Origin of the sequence: Bacillus mojavensis (assembly GCF_012648005.1) — a bacterium.
Taxonomy (GTDB): domain Bacteria; phylum Bacillota; class Bacilli; order Bacillales; family Bacillaceae; genus Bacillus; species Bacillus mojavensis.
Map to the genome: position 1 here is coordinate 2,595,937 of NZ_CP051464.1, position 22,628 is coordinate 2,618,564.

Annotated in this window: 18 protein-coding genes and 1 other annotated feature; of the genes, 2 read left to right on the plus strand and 16 right to left on the minus strand. The window is 44.5% G+C overall.

What is annotated here, in order from left to right:
* Positions 1 to 26 precede the first annotated feature (26 nt).
* The 5 genes from HC660_RS13635 to valS form a co-directional block, all read right to left on the minus strand.
* Entirely contained in the window at positions 27 to 596 is a 570-nt protein-coding gene (locus HC660_RS13635; protein WP_010335166.1) for a Maf family nucleotide pyrophosphatase, read from the minus strand.
* A gap of 150 nt (positions 597 to 746) precedes the next feature.
* Positions 747 to 1,745, minus strand: coding sequence for an SPOR domain-containing protein (locus HC660_RS13640; RefSeq protein ID WP_168748369.1), 999 nt, complete (start codon positions 1,743 to 1,745; stop codon positions 747 to 749).
* Positions 1,746 to 1,877: 132 nt separating this feature from the next.
* Positions 1,878 to 2,624 carry a prepilin peptidase gene (locus HC660_RS13645; protein WP_168748370.1) on the minus strand — a complete coding sequence of 249 codons (747 nt, stop codon included), beginning with the start codon at positions 2,622 to 2,624 and terminating at the stop codon, positions 1,878 to 1,880.
* A 140-nt stretch (positions 2,625 to 2,764) separates the two neighbouring features.
* Positions 2,765 to 4,057: a bifunctional folylpolyglutamate synthase/dihydrofolate synthase gene (locus tag HC660_RS13650; protein WP_168748371.1), complete on the minus strand. Its 1,293-nt coding sequence runs from the start codon at positions 4,055 to 4,057 to the stop codon at positions 2,765 to 2,767.
* Between the two features lie 59 nt (positions 4,058 to 4,116).
* Positions 4,117 to 6,759 (minus strand): valine--tRNA ligase, encoded by a 2,643-nt coding sequence (valS, locus tag HC660_RS13655; RefSeq protein WP_168748372.1) that lies wholly within the window; start codon positions 6,757 to 6,759, stop codon positions 4,117 to 4,119.
* 59 nt (positions 6,760 to 6,818) lie between these two features.
* Positions 6,819 to 7,040: a binding site (T-box leader), on the minus strand.
* 166 nt (positions 7,041 to 7,206) lie between these two features.
* On the opposite strand from valS, the gene HC660_RS13660 reads away from it, so the two are divergent.
* A complete protein-coding gene (locus HC660_RS13660; RefSeq protein ID WP_010335171.1) occupies positions 7,207 to 7,398 on the plus strand; it encodes a YszA family small membrane protein in 192 nt (63 codons plus the stop codon).
* A 19-nt stretch (positions 7,399 to 7,417) separates the two neighbouring features.
* Here HC660_RS13660 and cotN read toward each other — a convergent pair whose 3' ends face one another.
* From cotN to hemA, 8 genes are all read right to left on the minus strand, one after another.
* Positions 7,418 to 8,443 carry a spore coat protein CotN gene (gene cotN, locus HC660_RS13665; RefSeq protein WP_168748373.1) on the minus strand — a complete coding sequence of 342 codons (1,026 nt, stop codon included), beginning with the start codon at positions 8,441 to 8,443 and terminating at the stop codon, positions 7,418 to 7,420.
* Positions 8,444 to 8,475: 32 nt separating this feature from the next.
* On the minus strand, positions 8,476 to 10,677 hold the full coding sequence (locus HC660_RS13670; RefSeq protein WP_168748374.1) for a LysM peptidoglycan-binding domain-containing protein: 2,202 nt from the start codon (positions 10,675 to 10,677) through the stop codon (positions 8,476 to 8,478).
* Between the two features lie 135 nt (positions 10,678 to 10,812).
* Positions 10,813 to 12,105, minus strand: coding sequence for a glutamate-1-semialdehyde 2,1-aminomutase (hemL, locus tag HC660_RS13675; RefSeq protein ID WP_168748375.1), 1,293 nt, complete (start codon positions 12,103 to 12,105; stop codon positions 10,813 to 10,815).
* Between the two features lie 28 nt (positions 12,106 to 12,133).
* The gene (gene hemB, locus HC660_RS13680) at positions 12,134 to 13,108 is read right to left on the minus strand and encodes a porphobilinogen synthase (RefSeq protein WP_010335175.1); all 975 of its coding nucleotides are present in this window, start codon (positions 13,106 to 13,108) and stop codon (positions 12,134 to 12,136) included.
* Complete coding sequence (gene hemD, locus HC660_RS13685; RefSeq protein WP_168748376.1) at positions 13,105 to 13,893, minus strand: uroporphyrinogen-III synthase; 789 nt, start codon at positions 13,891 to 13,893, stop codon at positions 13,105 to 13,107. Before hemD ends, hemB begins: the two co-directional genes overlap by 4 nt.
* The gene (hemC, locus tag HC660_RS13690; RefSeq protein ID WP_168748377.1) at positions 13,883 to 14,824 is read right to left on the minus strand and encodes a hydroxymethylbilane synthase; all 942 of its coding nucleotides are present in this window, start codon (positions 14,822 to 14,824) and stop codon (positions 13,883 to 13,885) included. The genes hemD and hemC overlap by 11 nt, the downstream gene beginning before the upstream one ends.
* Before the next feature lie 36 nt (positions 14,825 to 14,860).
* A complete protein-coding gene (locus HC660_RS13695; RefSeq protein WP_010335178.1) occupies positions 14,861 to 15,691 on the minus strand; it encodes a cytochrome c biogenesis protein in 831 nt (276 codons plus the stop codon).
* Between the two features lie 7 nt (positions 15,692 to 15,698).
* Entirely contained in the window at positions 15,699 to 17,066 is a 1,368-nt protein-coding gene (gene hemA / locus HC660_RS13700) for a glutamyl-tRNA reductase (RefSeq protein ID WP_168748378.1), read from the minus strand.
* 229 nt (positions 17,067 to 17,295) lie between these two features.
* On the opposite strand from hemA, the gene HC660_RS13705 reads away from it, so the two are divergent.
* Positions 17,296 to 17,793, plus strand: a complete 498-nt coding sequence (locus HC660_RS13705) for a hypothetical protein (protein WP_168748379.1) — start codon at positions 17,296 to 17,298, stop codon at positions 17,791 to 17,793.
* 25 nt (positions 17,794 to 17,818) lie between these two features.
* Here the strand turns inward: HC660_RS13705 and yihA are convergent, their stop codons facing one another.
* The 3 genes from yihA to lonB form a co-directional block, all read right to left on the minus strand.
* On the minus strand, positions 17,819 to 18,406 hold the full coding sequence (gene yihA, locus HC660_RS13710; RefSeq protein ID WP_010335181.1) for a ribosome biogenesis GTP-binding protein YihA/YsxC: 588 nt from the start codon (positions 18,404 to 18,406) through the stop codon (positions 17,819 to 17,821).
* Positions 18,403 to 20,727, minus strand: coding sequence for an endopeptidase La (gene lon, locus HC660_RS13715; protein ID WP_168748380.1), 2,325 nt, complete (start codon positions 20,725 to 20,727; stop codon positions 18,403 to 18,405). The genes yihA and lon overlap by 4 nt, the downstream gene beginning before the upstream one ends.
* A gap of 180 nt (positions 20,728 to 20,907) precedes the next feature.
* Positions 20,908 to 22,566, minus strand: coding sequence for an ATP-dependent protease LonB (lonB, locus tag HC660_RS13720; protein ID WP_010335183.1), 1,659 nt, complete (start codon positions 22,564 to 22,566; stop codon positions 20,908 to 20,910).
* Positions 22,567 to 22,628 lie beyond the last annotated feature (62 nt).

Here is a 22,628-nt window from a genome sequence, read left to right on the forward strand (position 1 = left end):
TCTTTCCCTTCCCGTTTATAAAACCGTCAGGCTTCTACATCAAAATCCTTCAGAACTCTCATTGTTTTTGATATAGGGAGCCCTACGACTGAATAATAATCTCCGTCTATTTTCTTTACAAAAAGTGCGCCTTTTCCTTGGATGCCGTAAGCACCTGCCTTATCCATCGGCTCTTTTGTTTCAATATAAGTCCAAATATCTTCTTCACTGAGGGGCCAAAACACAACTTCTGTCTTGTCATAGAACGTTTCGCTGTGATTTGCGGTTTGAATACTGACAGCGGTTATCACGGTATGACTCCGGCCGGAAAGCCTGCGGAGCATAGCAGCGGCTTCTTCTTGATCTTGCGGTTTGCCGAGGCACTCACCGTCAAGACATACCATTGTATCAGCACCGATTACGATTGCGCCCGGATTGAGATCGGCCACAGCCTTAGCTTTTTGTTTTGCCAACCATTGGACGTTTTCTTCAGGTGAAAAGTTTCGATTTAATTTTTCCTCTACTTCACTGACAATAATGGTGTAGGGAATCTGAAGCAGATCGAGGAGTTCTTTTCTTCGCGGAGATTGTGATGCAAGTATAAGCGGCTTAGCCATGTTCGTCATCCTTTCAGGGTTTGCTTAAGAAAAAAAGATACTCATTTATCCTACCAAATCACGAGGCTCGCCACAATTTCAGAAAAATAACTTTTTCATGACAAAATAAAAAAAGCCTGTCACTAAGGACGAAGGCTCAGGCACTTTCTATTATTTAATTACGGCTAAAAGCTGCTGCTGAGCCTTCCATCCGGCTTCAGCACTTGGGTCCTCTAATTCCTTTAACGCCTGCAATATTGCTTTTTTCTCTCCCGTTTCAGCTGCTTCTGTTTCACCGAGCGAATTTTTTATTTTTTCAACACTCGCTTTTGTGATATCTTCTCCGAGGATCGCCTTCGCTGAGAGCTCCGCTGTTTTCTTGAAAGGACCTGTCATATCCGACTCTATTGATAAGGATAGTTCCTTGCCCCCCCAGGCTTCAAAATCGCTGTCGATTAAAAGCTGCCCTACCTGCTGTGATACAGCCTTATCACTTGCCAGGCCCGCGATGACATACGTGTACCCGTCATCCTTTGACAGGGAAACGGCGGAATATCCTTTTTCAGTCAGCTGTTCAGTTAACGTCTCTGCACCCTTTTCATTTGAAAACTTTCCTGCTTGCACTGCATATGTTTTATATGTACCTTCCGTTTGTGCCGCTTGTTTTTCTCCGGCGGTGCTTTGTTTCTCCGCAGCTGTATCTCCTGCTTTTGCCGTCTGGCTGCCTAAAGAGTCATCTAAAGAGGCTGGCGCCGACGCTTCTTTATTGCCTGATATATTTAATGCAAATAACCCTAAGCCGGTGCCTAAAACCGCTGCAAAGGCAATCGTTGCTGCCACTCTTTTTATCGGCTTGGCCGCCCCTGTCTTTCCTTTTGAATAGAGCTTCGATTTTTTCTTTTGATAGGGCGGAACAACTTTGGGATCATCTTTAAACACCTTATCCTCCTCTGAATCCCAGTTAAATTCATCTTCATCAGGATGTTCATGGGAGGCTGCAACCTCCTGCTCCGCCTTTCTCTTTTCTTCCCAATTTGAAAACGTCATGTTTTTTTCTTGCTCTGTCTTCGGTGTCTCCTGCTCGTAAACTGTTTCTTCTTTTCCATTAATCGTCACCTTAAGGGCTTTTTCTTCCGCTTTACTGATTTTTTTTTGCTTCCTTTTTTTCAATTCTGCTTCCTCCCTTCATTTGTGTGACCGTTCTTGTGGCTTTTCATGCTACACACTTTAGCACAGGCGAAAAAAAAAAGAACAAGACTTTTGTCGCCTTGTCCAAAAAACGTTCGTCAAATTTTTCATCAGTCACCCTAACGCCATTTTGACATAAAAGGAAATGATAGAGTCACCGTATAAATAAGCGAAAATGCTTCCTGCCGCAATTGCCGGTGCAAAGGGAATCGGCTGTTTTCTGCCCAGCCTTCCGAACAGTACAGCGGCAGTTCCGTACAATGCTCCTATAAGTACGGAGAAAAAAAACGCGGCAGCAAGCATTTTCACACCAAGCACAAGGCCGATGACGGCAAGTAATTTAATATCCCCTCCCCCTATTCCTCCGTGAGTGATGACGGCAATAAAAGCCAGCAAAAGAAAACCGGCAGCCGCACCTATGAAGCCTTCATACCATGAATAAAGCGGAGAAATGATTCTGCCAGCCGCCAGAAAGGGAAGAAAGAATAGCAATATGCGATTTGGAATCAGCATAAAGTGAATATCTGTCACAGAAACAATGATAAGAAGAGAAAGAAACAGCAACGCAACAATCAGTTCCCAAGACAAACCAAAACGAAATCCCGCGGCTGCAAATAAACACGCTGTCGAGAGCTCTGCCGCTGGATACATAAGAGAGAGCTTTTGGCCGCAGCTTTTGCATCTGCCTTTTAGCAGAGCAAAAGATAAAACAGGGATTAATTCTGCCGGGGTTAAGGTTCTCCGGCAAAAAGAACATGCCGAACGAGGGTTTATGATGGACATGTGTAAGGGGATACGGCATCCTGCCGTGTAATAAAATGAACCGAGGATAAGGCCGAGGACAAAAAGAATCGGAATCATAGACAACACACCTTTACTCTCATTAGATTATGCTATGGATTGTAGCACGGTTAGCATATTGAACTATAATAAGCAATTTTAGATTTTGACAGAAAAAATCCCGGCAGAATATCATTATTGATTCTGCCGGGACAAAGTCATTACAGCATTCTTTTTCGAATGTCAGAAATAAAATATAGTGATCCCGTAATGAGCACGATATCATTTGAGCCTTTTTTGCTTTCTATTAATTTGATCACTTGCTCCGGATCTTCACTCCAGCTTTTGCTTCCGATTTCACTAGCATCATACAGGTCTTTCGCAAGTGAAGCACGCGGAAAATCAAAAGAAGCAAAATGAATCGAGTGCGCGATGGTTTCCAGTTTCTTAATCATGTCATGATACGGCTTGTCCTTTAACGCGCTGAACACCACACAAATGTCGGAATCCGGGAAACGCTGCTTCATTGTTTCAGTCAGCTTATCGATCCCTTCTTCATTATGGGCGCCGTCTAAGTATACCGGCGGATGTTCCTGAACCAACTCTAATCTGCCCGGCCAAGCAGCCTTAACGAGCCCGGTTCTTATAGCAGCATCACTAATTTCAGCAATGTTTTCCCTGTTAAGCCACTCGGCAGCCAAAATGGACAAAGCCGCATTTTGTCTTTGATGCGTGCCGATGAGAGATGTTCGAATATCTGCATAACACTTTTCTCCTGTTTTAAAAGAAAATTGTTCTCCCGCTGGAAGAGCCTCTTCATTATAAATCCTGCATGTATCATGCAATGACTGAAAAGGAGCAGATTTTCGTTCAGCTTCATGTCGGATTACCTGTAAGGCTTCCGGCTGGGTAACGGCTGTCACCATCGGAATGCCATCTTTAATAATTCCGGCTTTTTCTCCTGCGATTTCTGCAATGGTGTTTCCTAAAATGTTCATATGGTCGTGACCGATGCTTGTGATGACAGTTAAAAGCGGTTCGACAACATTAGTAGAATCGTACCTTCCGCCGAGACCTGTTTCAAAAATAACAAAATCGACCTGATGATACGCAGCAAAATATAAAAATGCACAAGCCGTCATAATTTCAAATTCTGTCGGCTGACCGTGTTCAGTTTGGTCAAGCTCTTCAACGATCGGTTTCACCTGATTGACGAGTGTGACCCACTCCTCGTCTGTAATAGGTGTGCCGTTTACGCTGATGCGCTCATTAAATGTAATGATATAAGGCGACGTAAACGTACCGACAGTGTATCCCGCTTCTTGCAGCATAGAACGGATAAAAGCAACAGTTGATCCTTTGCCGTTTGTTCCCGCCACGTGGAGCGCGCGGATTTTCTTTTCAGGATGGTCCAATCGCTCCATCAGCTGCTTCATTCGATCAAGACCGGGCTTCACTCCGAATTTTAGACGGCTGTGAATCCAGCTGCGCGCTTCTTCATATGCAGTAAACAATGATAATCCCCTCTTTTATAAGACAAGGCGGTTTCTCAAGAAACCGCCTCGGCTTTTCATTAGCCCTTAAGCTCAGCCATTCGTTTTTGAACAGCGTCACGCTTCGCCACGTAATCTTTCTCTTTCTCACGCTCTTCATCAATTACGTGCGCAGGCGCTTTTTTTATAAATCCTTCGTTTCCAAGTTTCTTTTGAACACGTTCGACTTCTTTCGTCAGCTTATCGAATTCTTTTTGCAGTCGGGCGATTTCTTCATCGATATTAATTAAACCTTCAAGCGGAAGTATAACTTCTGCGCCTGTGACAACTGCCGTCATTGCTTTATCAACAGCCTCGATATCTGTACCGATTTTCAGTACGCTCGGATTTGTAAAGCGTTCAACATATGAACGGTTTGCTTCGAGACGGGCTGCGACCTCGTCCGTGCTCGCTTTAATGTACAGTTCAACTTGCTTGCTCATCGGTGTGCTTACTTCGCTGCGGATATTACGCACAGAACGGATCAGTTCAACGAGAAGCTTCATGTCAGCAGCAGCTTCAGTATCTGTATGCTCAGGCACAACAACAGGCCATGTGCTCACAGTAATGGATTCTCCTTGGTGAGGCAGGTGCTGCCAAATTTCCTCCGTTAAGAATGGCATAAACGGATGAAGCAGGCGCATCGTTTGATCCAGAACATAAGCAAGGATGGAACGGGTTGTTTTCTTAGCCGCTTCATCTTCTCCGTATAGAGGAAGCTTCGCCATTTCAATATACCAATCACAGAAATCGTCCCAAATAAAGTTATATAAATGGCGGCCGACTTCACCAAATTCATATTTATCAGCTAGCTGTGTCACACTTTCGATCGTTTCATTTAAACGCGTTAAAATCCACTTGTCAGCTACTGATTTCTCACCTGAAAGATCAAGCTCATCATATGTCATGCCGTCCATGTTCATTAACGCAAATCGAGAAGCGTTCCAAATTTTATTGGCGAAATTCCAAGTTGATTCCACTTTTTCATAGCTGAAGCGAAGATCTTGGCCAGGGGAGCTTCCAGTCGCCAGGAAATAGCGAAGGGAATCGGCTCCGTACTTGTCAATCACGTCCATCGGATCGACACCGTTGCCAAGAGATTTACTCATTTTTCTGCCCTGCTCATCACGGATTAAACCATGGATTAAAACATCTTTAAACGGACGTTCTCCAGTAAATTCAATTCCTTGGAAAATCATGCGTGACACCCAGAAGAAAATGATGTCGTAGCCTGTAACAAGAACGTCAGTCGGATAATAGCGTTTAAAATCTTCAGCTGTCAGATCAGGCCAGCCCATAGTGGAGAACGGCCAGAGCGCAGAACTGAACCAAGTATCCAGCACGTCTGTATCCTGCTCCCAATTTTCGCTGTCATCTGGCGCTTCAAGACCGACATATAGCTCGCCGGTTTCTTTATGATACCAGGCAGGAATGCGGTGGCCCCACCATAATTGACGGGAAATACACCAGTCGCGGATATTTTCCATCCAATGCAAATACGTTTTTTCGAAGCGGTCAGGGACAAAGTTGACTTTTTCTTCTTTCTCTTGCAATTCTATTGCTGCATCAGCAAGCGGCTGCATGCGCACAAACCATTGGGTAGAAAGGTAAGGTTCAACAACTGCTCCGCTTCGTTCACTATGCCCGACAGAGTGCAGATGGTCCTCGATTTTGAAGAGAACGCCTGCCTCCTGTAAATCTTTAACGAGCTTTTTGCGGCATTCGAAGCGATCCATGCCTTGATATTGCAGCGCATTTTCATTCATCGTGCCGTCTTCATTCATGACAAGAATGCGCTCTAAGTTATGGCGGTTGCCAAGCTCGAAGTCGTTCGGATCATGGGCAGGCGTAATTTTCACTGCACCTGAACCAAACTCCATATCAACGTAGTCATCGCCGACAATCGGTATTTCACGATTTGTGATAGGCAGAATAACCGTTTTCCCGATCAGGTGCTTGTAGCGCTCATCCTCAGGGTGTACCGCAACGGCTGAATCACCAAGCATCGTTTCTGGACGTGTCGTCGCGATTTCAATTGAACCTGATCCGTCAGCAAGCGGATAGCTCATGTGATAGAATGCGCCTTGAACGTCCTTGTAAATGACCTCAATGTCGGATAAAGCTGTTTTTGTTGCAGGGTCCCAGTTTATAATGTATTCGCCTCTGTAGATCAAGCCTTTTTCATATAGTTTAACGAATACTTCGCGAACCGCTCGGTTTAAGCCTTCATCAAGCGTAAAGCGCTCACGGGAATAATCAAGGCCAAGTCCTAATTTCGCCCACTGGCTGCGAATGAAGTCAGCATATTCTTCCTTCCACTTCCATGTTTCTTCAAGGAATTTCTCACGGCCTAAATCGTAGCGGCTTGTGCCTTCTTCACGAAGTTTCGCTTCAACTTTAGCCTGTGTCGCGATACCGGCGTGGTCCATACCCGGAAGCCACAGCACATCATAGCCCTGCATGCGTTTCATTCTTGTTACAATGTCTTGCAGCGTTGTATCCCACGCGTGGCCAAGGTGAAGTCTTCCTGTTACATTTGGCGGCGGAATAACAACAGAGTACGGCTCTTTTGTCTGGTCACTGCCCGCTTCAAAAAACTTACCTTTTAGCCAAAAATCATATCGGTCTTTTTCAACCGCAGCCGGATCGTATTTTGTCGGCATTGTTTGTTCATTCGTTTCCATCATAACCCTCCAGCATGTGTAAAATGGCTGAGAACGAAAAAAGAGCCCTTCATCCTTGGGAAAAGGACGAAAAGCTCTTTCGCGGTACCACCTTTTTTCATGAACCTTGTCAGTTCATGCGCTTCAACGGATAACGGGGGTCTCCCGAATTTCTCTACTCTTCTTTCAAGAAATTGTGCTCCCGGGCGACCTTCCAATCAAACAACATAAGAAGCCTTTCAGCAAGCGGCTTCTCTCTCTGCATGCGTCTTTCTTGTACTCTTCCCGTTCTAAGCAGGTGTATCTATCAGCTCATTATATTCTTTATTTATGTTCTTTATTATAGTAAAAGTGTTTTTGATTCGTCAATCATCTTTTCCAAAAATACTGCTTCTTATACAAGATGGGCAGGCACCTATTGACCAAGTATACATATGATGCTTGTAAATGCGTAGAGGAGGATGCACCGTGAAGAAACGTTTCAGCTCTTATTCCCTGCCGCCGTGGGTCAGGCAAATTCGGCTTGTATCCGCGCAAGTGATTATTCCGATAACGATTTTCCAGGGTATCAGAACCATTTTCTTTCCGACAACCTTTGATGTCTTGCTGCTCGCACTATTGATTTTTTTAGCCTGTGCGCTTCATTTGGAATGGATATAAACAAACAAGTCCGCGCCAATTAAGACGTGGACTCGTTTTCCGCCTGAAATTTTTTCTCTTGTTCAATTTGATGAATTTTCATCACAAACGGCTCTATATTTTTCATTTGCCAGTATGCCTTTAATAAGTGTGTACATTCATCTTTTTCACGGCGCCTTTTCCCGGTCTGATAGCGGTTCAGCACTTTGTACACCGCTGCCGGATAAGCCATGTAACTGAGAAAAAGACTGATTTCAGCCTCATGCAGAGGAAATGCTTTCGTATATGCATAAAACCAATCGACACACTCAGGACAAGCTTTTGGAAAACCGCTGAACATTCGTGTATAAAAGCCGAGCAAGTCGTTTTGCGGCGGCCCCACAGACGCTCTCTCAAAATTCGTAAAATATCCGGTTCCTGCATCATTGTACAGAAAATGGTGAATAGACAGGCTGCCATGGTTAATGACAACCCTTGAGGTGCCTTTTTCTTTTGCCGCTTCATACCAGTCCTTAATCCGCTCAAGCGCAAAGTTTACAGCGGAAATGGTTTCTGAAAAATAGGTTACAGCCTGCAGTTCAAAGGGAGAAAGGTACCATTCTTTCTCCGCTCTGTCTACAAACTGTTCATAAATGATCTTTTCATTTTCCCACTTTTTTCTCGTTTGTTCATAGTGGCGTTCAATGTCTTCACGCCTGACCTTGATTTCTTGCGCAGTTCTTTCGTGGAGGCGGGCTGTTTCTCTAAATAGATAGCCATGTTTCTGATCCCGCTCTTCCTCTTGGTCAAATTGGAGCCAAGGCATTAAGTAATAGGAGTCTCCCGTTTGTACGCCCCCGGAGAAAAACTCCCCCCCATTTGTTCTGTAAATAGGAACAAAAGAATGAAAGCCTTTTTCCTCAATTGCCACCATTTGATCTGTAAAATGTCTGCCGCGAACCGATTTCATTTTTTTCAGCGCAAATACCCCATAATCTGAATACACTTTCCACACACGAGGACTGACTGGCTCAATAAATTGAGCCGTCAGTCCGTATTCCTGAAGAACCGATTGGACATCTTCCATTCCATTCACCACATTTTCCGATCGCTTACGGCTTACGCATGGCTGCTTTTGTATTGAGGGATATAAAGAATTTGCCCTGCTTTCAATTCATCATCCAGCGCCAAAGAATTCATCCTGATCAGCTGCTGGGAGGTAATGTCGTACCGTTCGCATAAACGTTCAATGGTATCTTCCTGCTGAACAATACATATTTTCATTCTAGAAAACTCATCCTCTTCTCTCGTAAAGAGTTTTGTTAAATAAAGAGAATTATGATTTTCCTTTGTTTCAAGTTCCTTCGTTTGAGCAGCAGGAACATCCCTAGCAACAGCATCTGTTTCCTTCCTTTCAGGGTCGGAAGTGTCAGGCAGCTGGTAAGAATGAAAAGACGTCTCTTCCTCAGGTTCTTCAGGTGAAGGTGTTTTTCTCACTTCAATTTCAAAGCTTTCTTCCTTCTGCTCTTCTTCCTCCAGCAGCTTAGGTGCTGAATAGAAGGAATGCTCTTCTGAATCTTGTTCCGGCAGGAAGGTACGATAGGCCGGAGTGAGCTCTTCTTCCTGAGATTCCTCTTCAGCACTTATCTTTTGATTAAAATGCAGGGTTGGAGCTGCTGCTTCTTCCTTTAAAAGTGCAGCTGGCACTTTCTCCTGCTCTCTGCTTTCTTCTTCTAAAGAAACAACGTTTTCAGGTACCGTTTCCCGGACTTCCTCCAGTTGTTCTGCATCCTGTCGGAGTGCAGGCTCGATGTGATCCGATAGCTCCGATTCTGTTTCTTGTGATTCTTGACGCCGAGCATGCTCAAGAATAGGAGAATCTCGCTGTTCTATTTTTTCTTCTCCACGCTCAGCCTCTGCAGCAGGTGATTTTTCCGTCTCTAAAACAAGCGGTTCTGACAGTTCAGCCTGCTCTTCTTCCGTCTCTGCTTTTTTGCGGATCTCTCTTCCTGAAGCAGCCTTTGGGGACTCTGCTTCTATTGTCTCTACTTCCTCACGAAGCCCTGCCTCTGAAAGAATGAGCTCCGGCTGCTTCGCTTCTGCCGCATTTATATCTTCGCTGCCCTCTGGTTCTAAAGCAGGTGATTCTGATCGTACAGTTTCTTTCTCTTGACTCGCCTGCTCTTCACGAAGCCCCGCTTTCGAGACAAGGAGCTCTGGCGCCTCGGCTGGCGCTTCATTCGCTTTTATTTCTTCGCTGTCCTTCAAAGCAAATGGCTCTGACCGCTCAGCTTCTTCCTCTTCATGTTCCTGCTCTTCACGAAGCCTCGCTTCCGAGAAATGAAGCTCTGGCGCCTCGGCTGGCGCTTCATTCGCTTTTATTTCTTCGCTGTCCTTCAAAGCAAATGGCTCTGACCGCTCAGCTTCTTCCTCTTCATGTTCCTGCTCTTCACGAAGCCCCGCTTCCGAGACATGAAGCTCTGGCGCCCCGGCTGGCGCTTCATTCGCTTTTATTTCTTCGCTGTCCGCCTCTAAAGCAAATGGCTCTGACCGCTCAGCTTCTTCCTCTTCATGTTCCTGCTCTTCACGAAGCCTCGCTTCCGAGAAATGAAGCTCTGGCGCCCCGGCTGGCGCTTCATTCGCTTTTATTTCTTCGCTGTCCTCCAAAGCAGATGGCTTTGATTGCTCAGCTTCTTCCTCTTCATTTTTCTGCTCTTCACGAAACCCCGCTTCCGAGACATGAAGCTCTGGCACCTCGGCTGGCGTTGCTTCCGTCTTACTATCTTCGCTGTTCTCTGCTTCTAAAGCAAATGGCTCGGCTTCTGAGACTAGAAACTCTGGCGGCTCAGAAAAACCTTCACTAGGAGCTTCGTAGAGAGGAATGTCCTGCTCCCTGTCCGCTGTGTCATCAAGAAGGCCTTCTATTGCTAGATCAGCTTGGATCGTAAGGATGCGCGAGTCTGTTAGTTGATAGTCAAATGCATCAATAAACACAAAAACTTCATGTAAATGACTGACTTTGTTTTTCGGGATGGTAATATCGACAGGGAAACAATGAGTCAGTTCCGCTGTTCCATCCTCTCTCGTTCTGACCTCCTCGACAAACCGCTTATCAGTATAAAACTCCTCAGCATTTTTGCTTTGATCTATGTTGTACTCACCTGTAAGTTCAAGCGATCCTCTGATTGAAACGTAATCATTCACTTCCTGAACCCTAATATCAGGATCTAATGAAATGGAAAGCAGTTCAGAAACTTCCTGTCCTTTTTGGAAACAGATCGTTTCTTCTACAGAAAATTGCAATCGATGATTTTGCGGCAAGTTCATATCCTCCTTTCATCTAATCCTTAAAATTAGATGTCACTAAAGGTGTATGTATGAATTGGAGAAAATATGAATGAGAATGCACAGAAAAAACCGGTACAAGGAAATCCTTGATACCGGTTTTGATAGTACTTATCCGCGGCTGATCTCAGCGAATACGTTCTCAGCTGCCTGAATTGTTTTTTCAATATCCTCATCAGTATGCGCCGTCGAGAGGAAGAGTCCTTCGAATTGAGATGGCGGAAGGAACACACCTTCATTTGCCATTCCTTTATAATACTTGGCAAACAGCTTCAAATCTGATGCTTTGGCTGTTTCATAATTGATGACAGGTTCATTTGTAAAGAAGAAACCAATCATTGAACCTGCGCGGTTAAAGGTATGCGGAATACCGTGCGCCTCTGCCGCTTTTGAAATGCCTTCTTCCAGTCTGTCGCCTTTTTTCATAAAGGTCTTGTATGATTCAGGCGTGAGCTGCTTTAATGTTTCAAGTCCAGCCGTCATTGCAAGCGGGTTGCCTGACAGCGTACCTGCCTGGTAAATCGGACCGCTTGGAGCAATTTGCTCCATAATTTCAGCTTTACCGCCATAAGCGCCGACAGGAAGTCCGCCCCCGATCACTTTTCCTAAGCAAGTCAGATCAGGCGTTACACCGAAATAACCTTGTGCGCAGCTGTAATCAACCCGGAAGCCAGTCATGACTTCATCAAAAATCAGCAGCGTGCCGTACTGTTCAGTAATATCCCGCAGCCCTTGCAGGAAGCCTTCTTGCGGCGGAACCACACCCATGTTTCCGGCAACCGGTTCTACGATGACGCCTGCAATATCTTCACCAAACTGTTGGAATGCAAGCTTTACACTTTCTAAATCATTGTACGGAACAGTGATGGTGTTTTTCGCAATGCCTTCAGGTACGCCCGGGCTGTCAGGCAGACCGAGTGTTGCTACTCCTGAACCCGCTTTAATCAGCAGAGAATCTCCGTGTCCATGGTAGCAGCCCTCAAATTTCAAAATCTTATTGCGGCCTGTATATCCTCTTGCCAAACGAAGCGCGCTCATGGTCGCCTCGGTTCCCGAGCTGACCATCCGTACAATTTCTATTGACGGCACTCGATCAATGACGAGCTTCGCCAATTCATTTTCCACCTCAGTCGGGGCCCCGAAGCTTGTCCCGTATTCAGCCACTTTTTTAAGGCTCTCTACAACACGGTCATTTGTGTGTCCTAAAATTAAAGGCCCCCATGACAAGACGTAATCAATATACTCATTTCCATCAATATCATAGATTTTAGAGCCTTTTCCGCGCTCCATAAAAATCGGGTCCATGTCTACCGATTTAAAGGCGCGAACGGGGCTGTTTACACCGCCCGGCATGAGTTTTTGCGCTTCTTTAAAAGCTGTTTTTGATTTTTCATAGCTTCTCATCTGCCTCAACTCCTGTCAACTGAATAAGTTACTCCGCAAGCCATTTTGCTGCGTCTTTTGCATGATACGTGATAATCAGGTCGGCACCCGCACGCTTCATACTTGTCAAAATTTCTAAGACAATCTCTTTTTCCTTGATCCAGCCGTTCTGAGCTGCAGCCTTCACCATAGAGTACTCTCCGCTTACATTATAAGCCACAAGCGGCAATGTGAACTCATTTTTTACATCCCGCATGATATCCATATAAGAAAGTGAAGGTTTCACAATCAGGAAGTCCGCACCTTCCTCAACATCTGATTGTGCTTCACGGAGTGCTTCCAGACGGTTGGCAGGATCCATTTGATACGTTTTGCGGTCGCCAAATTGAGGCGTGCTGTTTGCTGCATCACGGAACGGACCGTAAAACTCACTTGAATATTTCACAGCGTAAGACATGATCGGAATATTGATGAATCCTTCTTTATCTAACGCTTCTCTGATAACCGTCACAAATCCGTCCATCATGTTAGAAGGCGCAATGATATCCGCTCCGGCTTTTGCTTGGCTGACAGCTGTCTGCGCCAATAGCTCCAAGGATTCATCATTCAAGATCTGTCCATCTTTGACGAGACCGCAATGTCCGTGATCTGTATATTCACATAGGCATGTATCAGCGACGACAACCAGCTCAGGGAAATGCTTTTTAATTTCCGCAATTGCTTCTTGCACAATCCCATGATCATGGTAAGCTTGCGTTCCGCAATCATCTTTTTCTTCAGGTATGCCGAAAACAATGACGGATTGAATTCCGAGACTGACCAGCTCAGCCACTTCATCCTTTAATAGATCTAAAGATACATGATAAACATCAGGCATTGAAGGAACAGCTTTTTTTCCTTCTAAACCTTCAACGACAAAGATCGGGTAAATAAAATCAGATGGATGCAGACGAGTTTCTTTTACCATCTCTCTCATTGCTTTTGATGACCGCAAACGGCGGTGTCTGTTAAATGATTGACTCATATTCTATCTTCCTTTCTAGACATGCGGCACATTAAATCAAGCATACCGTCAATTGTAAATGTATCAGGCATATACGACGTGATTCCGTACGACAGCAGAGCGTCCCTCGTTAATGGTCCGATGCTGATGCAGGCCGTTTGGTGCGCCTGCCATTTTTTTAATCCTTCTCCAAGAACATGCATAAATGTATGTACGGTTGATGAGCTTGTAAATGTCACAAAATCAAATGAATGCTGCTTCGCGGCATTTTTTAATTCCTTGATGCCATCTTCATCAGGAACGGTTTCATATACGACCCATTCCTTCACAACAAAGCCAAGAGGCGTAAGCTCTTTTTTTATCACATCGCGAGATAAATTGCCTTTTATGACCGTAATCCGTTCTGACGGTTCGGCATGCTGCTTAAGAGCGTCCGCCAGTTGTTCTGCAATATAGTCATGAGGCATTACATCAACCGATACGTCATACGATTCCAAACGGCGTGCGGTTTTTTCACCAACAGCCGCAATCTTTTTATGACCGGGAACAATCAACTGATTTTCTTTTAGATAAGAAAAAAAGAAATCGGCTCCATTTACACTCGTAAACACAAGCCAGCCAGGTACGGCAAGATCAATTCGCACCTGTTCCGCCAGATCATTCGGCAGAGCTCGGCGAAACGTGATCAACGAGGTCAGTACCGCTTTTCCGCCAAGCTTCTCCACTTTCTGCTGAAACGATTTTGCCTGCGTCTTATTGCGGGTGACAAGCACTGTTTTTCCTTTCAAAGGAACATCATTTACCATCCTCATCAAGCTCCCGTTTTACGCGATCGATTAAAGCTTTAGCGCCTTTATCAGTCATGAGAGCCGCACAGCGCTTACCGACTTCCACCGGGTCGTTTCCGGTGACGGTTTCTTTGAAAGTCATTTTTCCATCTGGTGAAGCCACAAGCCCTGTCAGTTCAATTTCCTCCTGGTCGTTTATCACCGAGTAGCCGGCGATCGGCACCTGACAGCCGCCCTCCATCGCGTTTAAGTAGGCACGCTCTGCCAGTACAGTCCGTTTTGTGTACTCATCCGTAAACTGAGAAAATAACGCTAAAAGCTCTTGATCCGATTCTCGGCACTCAATTGCAAGAGCGCCCTGGCCAACAGCTGGAAGACAGCGCTCAGGCTCAAGAAATTCAGTTACGACATCCTGCTTCCAGCCCATTCTGGAAAGCCCTGCCGCAGCTAAAATAATTGCATCGTAATCTTCGTTTTCCAGCTTTTGAAGTCTCGTATCTATATTACCTCTAATCCATTTAATTGTAATGTCAGGGCGCTCAATCAAAAGCTGTGCGCTTCTTCTTAAACTGCTTGTGCCGATAACAGCACCTTCCTTCAATTCAGAAAGCTTTACACGATTCTTTGAAATAAGAGCGTCACGAGGATCTTCCCGTTCAGGAATACAGCCGATCACAAGGCCTTCAGGCAAAACGGCAGGCATATCCTTCATGCTGTGAACCGCCATATCAATGTCTTCGTTTAAAAGCGCTTGTTCGATTTCTTTAACAAACAGCCCTTTTCCTCCCACTTTTGACAGGGTAACATCGACAATCCGGTCTCCCTTTGTGACGATTTCTTTTATGTCAAAAGCAAAAGAAGGATTGATTTCCTTCAGTTTGCGGATGACCCATTTTGTTTGGGTCATAGCGAGTTTGCTCCGTCTGGAACCTACTTTTATCGTTCTCATATTTTCTTTCCTCCCGAATCTGCTTGGGCACATTATTTAACTGAACCAATGGAATTGAGACAGGCTTCCGAGCAGGAAATAATTGATCATCAGCACGAGAAAACAAGCCGTATTCCACAGTGCGGCGACCTTCCCCTGAAGCTCTTTAATCAGCCTGATATAGAGATAGTAGCTGTACAGAAGCAGGACGACAAACGAACCAAGCACTTTGGCGTCGAACCAATACAGCGTTTCAAGTGACACATACGCCCAAATGACGCCGAGAATCAAACTCAGTAAGAGCATCGGGACGCCAATGACATTCAGTACGTACGCCATATAATCAAGCTTAGACAAATCTTCTATTCTCAACAGCCACTTTCCCCATTTTTTCTTTTTTAACAAATGATATTGAAACAAATAGAGCACAGAAAATACAAAGGAAAGGGAAAAAGCGCCATAAGAAAGAATTGCCATTGTAATATGAATCACTAATAGCTCTGATACGAGCTGACCCGAAAAAGCCGCTGACTGCTGCTCCGTCGGTGAAAATGTATGAATGGCGATCATAGCAAACCCTATTACATTTGTAAAAAACACAATAAAATCAACACGCAGCAGCTTTGTCAGCACAAGTGACAGTGTGACAAGCACCCAAGCATAAAAATAAAGCGCCTCCGTCACATTTAATACCGGAAACCTCCCCGTCACCCACATAAAATAGGCTAAATACACGGTTTGCAGAGTCCAGACAATAGAAAGCAACCAGAAGGCCATTTTCCCAGCCTTCCGGTTGTGTTGAAGAAAATCTATAAAATAAAAGAGTACACTTAATGCGTAAATGACGATTGTCCCTTCATTAAGCCTTGCCATTGCAGTATCAATCATTCAGCTTTCACTCACTTACAAGTGGGGCAAACCCCGCTCTTGATTCAGCCTTCTTATAAGAATGGACCTCTTGGCTGCCTTCAACGCTTTTGATCATTTGCCGGCCCGCAGCTTCTTCAATATCAAAAATCTGCATAAATAAAGCCAGCTTTTCTTCAGAATCAGCCTCTGCCGCAAGTTCTTTCACCTTTAATATTGGGTCGCGCAGCATTTGGTTAATGATACTTTTCGTATGTTTATTCAAAAGTTTTTTCTCTCTTGTCGTCAAATGTGGCAGCTTCCGTTCGATGCTGTCCATCGTTTCAGACTGGATTGCCAGCGCCTTTTCACGCAATGCGGAAATCACAGGCACTACACCAAGTGTATTCAGCCATTGTTTAAATTCAACAATGGTTTCTTCGATTAACAGTTCAACCTTCTCAGCGGTTTCTCTCCGCTCTTTCAGGTTCGCTTCTACGATCCCTTCAAGATCGTCTATATCATAAAGGAAGACGCCTTCTAGATCGTTCAAAGCGGGATCCAAGTCTCTTGGCACGGCGATGTCCACCATAAATAAAGGACGGCCCTTGCGAAGCTTATTCGCGTTTTCCATCATTTCTTTAGACACAACAAAATCACTCGCACCGGTAGAGCTGATTAAAATATCGGCTTCTGCAAGCGCGCTTTCAAGCTGATTTAAGCTTCGCGCTTCACCGGAGAAACGGTCTGCAAGTTCTTTCGCTTTCAAGTATGTTCTGTTAATGACGGTCACTTTTCCGATTCCCTGTCCATGCAGATTTTCGGCTGCAAGCTCGCCCATCTTTCCTGCACCAAGGATCAATATATGCTTGCTTGAAAGGTTTCCGAAGATTTTTTTCGCAAGCTCAACGGCCGCATAGCTAACAGACACTGCATTAGAGCCAATGTCTGTTTCGGCGTGAGTCCGTTTACCCACTGTAACCGCCTGCTTAAACAACTCATTAAAAATCGTGCCGATCGTTTTTTCTTGCTGAGCTGTTTTGAAGCTGTCGCGCACCTGGCCGAGAATTTGCGTTTCACCGATCACCATAGAATCCAATCCGCAGGCTACACGGAACAAATGCTCAACAGCCGCATCGCTTTCATAAAATCTTAAAAACGGAGACAGGTCTTCTTTGCTTAAGTGAAACCAGTCAGCTAAAAATTTCTTTATATAATAACGGCCGGTATGGAGCTGGTCGACTACCGCATAAATTTCGGTGCGGTTGCAGGTTGATACGATGATATTTTCGAGAATGCTTTTCTCTGCTTTTAGCTGCACCATCGCTTCTGCAAGCTCATTCGGCTGAAAACTTACTTTTTCACGTATCTCAATAGGGGCGGATTTATAATCTACTCCCACAACAAGTATATGCATAGCTTTTATTACACCCCCAACACCCAAACTTTATTTATAATCATTCTAACATAGAATTCATTATTTATAATAATTATAACATAGTTTCTTTCGCAAAATGTGAACAGATTTCAAAAATCTTGTGCTATATTAGAAAAAGCTTCACGAACAAAATATGTTCCTATTGACAATAACAAAAACAGCAGAAATTTACTAAAAATCAGCTCTAGATAACAAGAAGGTGATATGCATGAAACAAAAATCAATTTTATTTCCTTGTCTGCTGCTCGCCGCTTCCGTATACGCATGGCTTGAAAGCGGCCAAGCCGAACTGTTTTCAGGACAGGATCAATGGCCTGTTCTTCTTATGCTGTTAGGCGCAGCCTTTATATACCAAGGAAAAAAAGAAGCAGTTTCCCCGCATTTCTTTATCGGCTTGCTTCTCTTCGGAATCGGTTTGCACTTTTTCGTTAAGCCAAAGTGGACATGGTGGCCGGATGATTTTGAAATGCTTCTCTTCATGGTCGGCTTCTCGCTGCTCGTTTCAACCGTTCAGAAAACAGAATATGTATATGAAGCTGTTTCGATGATTTGTTTTTCCCTGTTTCTTTACTTTTTCAAACAGATTATGGCTTGGCTTGAGTCTGCGCATATTCCCACGGCCCTGCTGAAAGAGTATTGGCCGTTTGTGTTTATCGTAATCAGTTTATTGTTATTATTGATAAAACGAAAAAAATCTATACGATAAATAAAAAACCGGCAGAGATCAATCTCTACCGGTTTATCATTTTTTTGATCACTCCCCAAGCTTCGTCTTTCCCCTTTTTCGTTTCTGAGGAGTAGAGAATCAGCTCGTCTTCCGGATCAATATTTAATGTCTGTCGGACAACCTTCGCGTGTTTGTCCCATTTCCCTTTCGGAATCTTGTCCGCTTTTGTAGCGATAATAATAACAGGAATGCCGTAATACTTTAAGAATTCATACATCTGCACATCATCATTAGACGGTGCATGCCGCAAATCAACAATCTGCACAACTGCTTTCAATTCCTCGCGTGTCGTGATGTAGGTTTCAATCATTCTGCCCCAAGCTTCACGCTCGGATTTTGACACTTTGGCAAAACCGTAACCCGGTACATCAACAAAATGCAATTCGTCATTAATAATGTAGAAATTTAATGTTTGTGTTTTTCCCGGTTTTGATGATGTTCTCGCAAGATTTTTACGATTAATCAATGAATTGATAAAAGATGACTTTCCTACGTTCGATCTTCCGGCCAATGCAATCTCCGGAAGCCCCCCTTCAGGGTACTGTTCAGGTTTAACTGCACTGATTACGATTTCTGACTTTGTGACTTTCATTTCTTCTCTCCTACTAGGGCATGTTCCAGAACTTCGTCTAAGTGGGATGCCAATATAAATGTGAGCCCCTCTCTGACGCTTTCTGGAATATCCTCTATATCTTTTTCATTATCTTTTGGTGCAATAATCGTCGTCAATCCCGCTCTATGTGCCCCGAGTGCTTTTTCTTTCAGTCCGCCGATCGGAAGCACGCGCCCGCGAAGTGTAATTTCTCCAGTCATTCCGACTTTACGCGATACCGCCCGTCCTGTTAAAGCAGAAACAAGCGCAGTCGCCATTGTTATACCGGCAGACGGACCATCTTTAGGCACCGCACCCTCAGGAACATGTATATGAATATCATACTTCTCATGAAAGTCAGGTTCAATGCCAAGTTCTTCTGTTTTTGAACGCACGTAGCTGAAAGCCGCCTGAGCAGACTCTCTCATGACATCGCCAAGCTTACCCGTCAGGATCAGTTTGCCTTTCCCTGGAGAAAGCGATACTTCGATCGACAGCGTATCTCCGCCGACAGTTGTATAAGCCAGCCCCGTGACTACGCCCACCTGATCTTCCGTTTCTGCTTGTCCATATCTGAACATTCGTTTTCCGATAAAGTCATGAAGATTTTTCTCCGTAACTGTAATCCGTTTTCTATCTTCAGAAACAATGGCTTTTGCAGCCTTGCGGCAGATGGCAGCAAGCTGGCGCTCGAGATTTCTCACACCGGCTTCTCTCGTATAATAACGGATAATATCAAGAATGGCCTGATCACGTAGCTGCAGGTTGCTCTTTTTGAGCCCATGCTCCTTGATCTGCTTCGGAAGAAGGTGATCTTTTACAATTTCAAGTTTTTCCACTTCCGTGTAGCCCGCAATATTAATGATTTCCATTCTGTCTCTAAGCGGTCCCGGGATTGTCGCTAAATTGTTAGCCGTAGCGATAAAGAGCACTTTTGACAGATCAAAGGTCTCCTCAATGTAGTGGTCGCTGAAGGTGCTGTTTTGCTCTGGATCAAGCACTTCAAGCATTGCGGATGACGGATCGCCTCTGAAATCAGAAGACATTTTATCAATTTCATCCAGTAAGAATACCGGATTCAGCTTGCCGGCTTTTTTCATGCCTTGAATAATACGTCCCGGCATTGCCCCGACATATGTCCGTCTGTGCCCGCGAATTTCTGATTCGTCGCGCACCCCGCCAAGTGAAATTCTGACAAATTTCCGATCCATACTTTTAGCAATCGATTTGGCTAAGGACGTTTTTCCGACCCCCGGAGGTCCTGCCAAACAGAGAATCGGGCCTTTTAAGGATTTTGTCAGCTTCTGAACCGCCAAATACTCTAAAATACGCTCTTTCACTTTTTCAAGTCCATGATGTTCTTTGTCCAAAAGATGTTCAGCCTCTTTTAAATCAAGCTTATCTTCTGTCTCATCCGTCCATGGGAGAGCGACCAGCCAGTCAATATAATTGCGGATAACAGAACTTTCGGCAGAACTGGACGGAATTTTTTCATATCTGTTTAATTCCTTAAGAGCCGTTTCCTTCACATGGTCAGGCATACCCGCTTCTTCGATTTTTTCGGTCAGCGATTGAACTTCACCTGTTTTGCCTTCTTTATCGCCTAGCTCTTTTTGGATCGCCTTCATCTGTTCGCGCAAATAATATTCCTTTTGCGTACGCTCCATTGAACGTTTGACACGCTGGCCGATTTTTTTCTCGATCTCAAGCACTTCTTTTTCATTGTTGATAAAATCAATGACCTTATTCAGTCTGTCTTTGACATCGGCCGTTTCTAAAATATCCTGCTTATCCTTTAGTTTAAGAGGCAGGTGAGAAGCAACAATGTCTGCCATTCTACCCGGCTCTTCGATATCAGTAACCGCGGCGTACGTTTCGGCTGAGATTTTTTTCGAAATTTTTATGTACTGATCAAAGTGGTCCAACAAAGTCCGCATCAGCGCTTCGTCTTCTGTATCTTTTGAATCATCTTCTTGGATCAGCTGAATGTCTACCGACGTATAATCCTCATGCTCATTGTAATCAATGATCTGGGCGCGCTGTATACCTTCCACCAGCACACGGATTGTACCGTTTGGAAGCTTCAGCATTTGTTTAATTTTCGTATAGGTGCCGACAGTAAAAATTTCGTCTTCACCCGGTTCGTCTATCGAAATATCCTGCTGAGTAGCTAAAAATATCATATGATCATGCATCATTGCCTGTTCAAGGGCCTGAACCGACTTGTCACGTCCTACATCTAAGTGCAAAACCATTGTCGGGTACACTAATAAACCTCTTAAAGGGAGGAGCGGGATGCTGCGTTTTAATTCTTCTGCCATGTGACTGACACCTCCGTGACTTTAGTATGAACCATTATAATACAACTTTTTCATCCTTGTACAATAAACGGCATGGTTCAGCTTTTCTATAACACAGTCTCCTCGTAGTATACCCTTTCTTTCTCATCTGAAAAAGGAAAAGATGTCCTTCATAAAAAAAACCCTATTTTAAAAATAGGGTCAGACTGATTCTTTATTCATTTGCATGTTTAACGGTTTTTGTTCAGTAGGCGGATTCACTAAAATTTCATCAAGCACTTCCTGGAACGTTTTCACCGCCACAATTTTAATTCCTTCAATCTGTTTTAAAATTGATTGCTGATTTTCATACGGAATAATGACTTTTTTGGCACCTGACTGTTTTGCGGCTTTAATTTTCGGGATCACGCCTCCAATCGGTTTTACAAGTCCGTTTAGACTGATCTCGCCTGTCATAGCTACCTTGTTGTCAATCGGAATTTTATGAACGGCTGAAAAAATTCCTGCCGCCATGGCAATACCTGCTGACGGCCCGTCAATCGGAATGCCGCCCGGAAAATTAATGTGGATATCGTAGTCAGAAGGCTTCATTCCCATTGTACGCAATACGGTTAACACATTTTCAACCGAGCCCTTTGCCATGCTTTTCCGGCGAATTGATTTTGATTGGCTGCCGATGCTTTCTTCTTCTGCTATTCCGGTAATGTTAATTGACCCTTTATCCTGAGCCGGTGTTACGTTCACTTCGATTTCCAGCAGCGAACCGCTGTTAGGGCCATACACTGCGAGTCCATTTACAATGCCGATTTGCGGTGCAGAGCCGATTTTCTGCTCGTGCTTAGGGGTAAGCTGACTGGAATGAATCACCCATTCTATATCCTCAATGGTGATGTCCTTCCGGTCCTCGGTCACCGCCATTCCCGCCGCGATTTGAATCATATTGACTGCTTCCCGGCCGTTCCGTGTATAGCTGGTCAGCAAATCAAGTCCCTCTTCAGAAATATTCTTTTCAATCTTATCCACGGCTGTTTTGGCAACTGATTTCAGCTCATCTTTCTCAAGCTCGCGGAAAAACACTTCTAGACAGCGGGATCGGATTGCCGGAGGGATTTCGTTTGGCATTCTTGTTGTCGCACCGATCAAACGAAAATCGGCTGGAAGCCCATTTTGAAAAATATCGTGAATATGGTTCGGTATTTGTGTATTTTCTTCGCTGTAATAAGCACTGTCTAAAAAGACTTTCCGGTCCTCAAGCACCTTCAGCATTTTATTCATTTGAATAGGATGCAGCTCCCCAATTTCATCAATAAACAATACACCGCCGTGGGCATGCGTGACAGCCCCCTGCTTCGGCTGCGGAATACCCGCCTGTCCCATCGCTCCGGCCCCTTGGTATATCGGATCATGTACAGATCCAATAAGCGGATCCGCAATTCCTCTTTCATCAAATCGAGCCGTTGTCGCATCGAGTTCCACAAAAACAGCCTGCTCTTTAAAAGGTGATTGCTTATGTTTTTTGGCTTCCTCTAACACAAGCCGTGCAGCAGCTGTTTTTCCGACTCCCGGCGGTCCATAGACAATGACGTGCTGGGGGTTCGGTCCGCACAACGCCGCTTTTAACGCTTTAATCCCGTCTTCCTGGCCGACGATATCTTGAAAGCTTTTGGGGCGCACCTTTTCAGATAACGGTTCGGACAAGCTGATAGCCCTCATTTTGCGAAGCTGCTCCATTTCCTTCTTTGATTCCTTATCTATCGTGACTTTTTGTGTCCTCTGATTTTTAAGCAAATTCCAAAAATACAAACCAATGATGATCCCAAAAAACAGCTGAATAAATAATGCGATCCCTGTCCAACTCATGGTGGTCCCTCCTGAAAAACAATTTATGTATCCAATTCATTCCTCTGATTGCTAGTATCTCC

Coding starts and splice junctions, on each gene's coding strand:
- HC660_RS13635 (WP_010335166.1), bottom strand. CDS start 596: ATGGCTAAGCCGCTTATACTTGCATCACAATCTCCGCGAAGAAAAGAA.
- HC660_RS13645 (WP_168748370.1), bottom strand. CDS start 2,624: ATGATTCCGATTCTTTTTGTCCTCGGCCTTATCCTCGGTTCATTTTAT.
- valS (WP_168748372.1), bottom strand. CDS start 6,759: ATGGAAACGAATGAACAAACAATGCCGACAAAATACGATCCGGCTGCG.
- cotN (WP_168748373.1), bottom strand. CDS start 8,443: ATGGAAGATGTCCAATCGGTTCTTCAGGAATACGGACTGACGGCTCAA.
- hemL (WP_168748375.1), bottom strand. CDS start 12,105: ATGAGAAGCTATGAAAAATCAAAAACAGCTTTTAAAGAAGCGCAAAAA.
- hemB (WP_010335175.1), bottom strand. CDS start 13,108: ATGAGTCAATCATTTAACAGACACCGCCGTTTGCGGTCATCAAAAGCA.
- hemD (WP_168748376.1), bottom strand. CDS start 13,893: ATGGTAAATGATGTTCCTTTGAAAGGAAAAACAGTGCTTGTCACCCGC.
- hemC (WP_168748377.1), bottom strand. CDS start 14,824: ATGAGAACGATAAAAGTAGGTTCCAGACGGAGCAAACTCGCTATGACC.
- HC660_RS13695 (WP_010335178.1), bottom strand. CDS start 15,691: ATGATTGATACTGCAATGGCAAGGCTTAATGAAGGGACAATCGTCATT.
- hemA (WP_168748378.1), bottom strand. CDS start 17,066: ATGCATATACTTGTTGTGGGAGTAGATTATAAATCCGCCCCTATTGAG.
- HC660_RS13705 (WP_168748379.1), top strand. CDS start 17,296: ATGAAACAAAAATCAATTTTATTTCCTTGTCTGCTGCTCGCCGCTTCC.
- yihA (WP_010335181.1), bottom strand. CDS start 18,406: ATGAAAGTCACAAAGTCAGAAATCGTAATCAGTGCAGTTAAACCTGAA.
- lon (WP_168748380.1), bottom strand. CDS start 20,727: ATGGCAGAAGAATTAAAACGCAGCATCCCGCTCCTCCCTTTAAGAGGT.
- lonB (WP_010335183.1), bottom strand. CDS start 22,566: ATGAGTTGGACAGGGATCGCATTATTTATTCAGCTGTTTTTTGGGATC.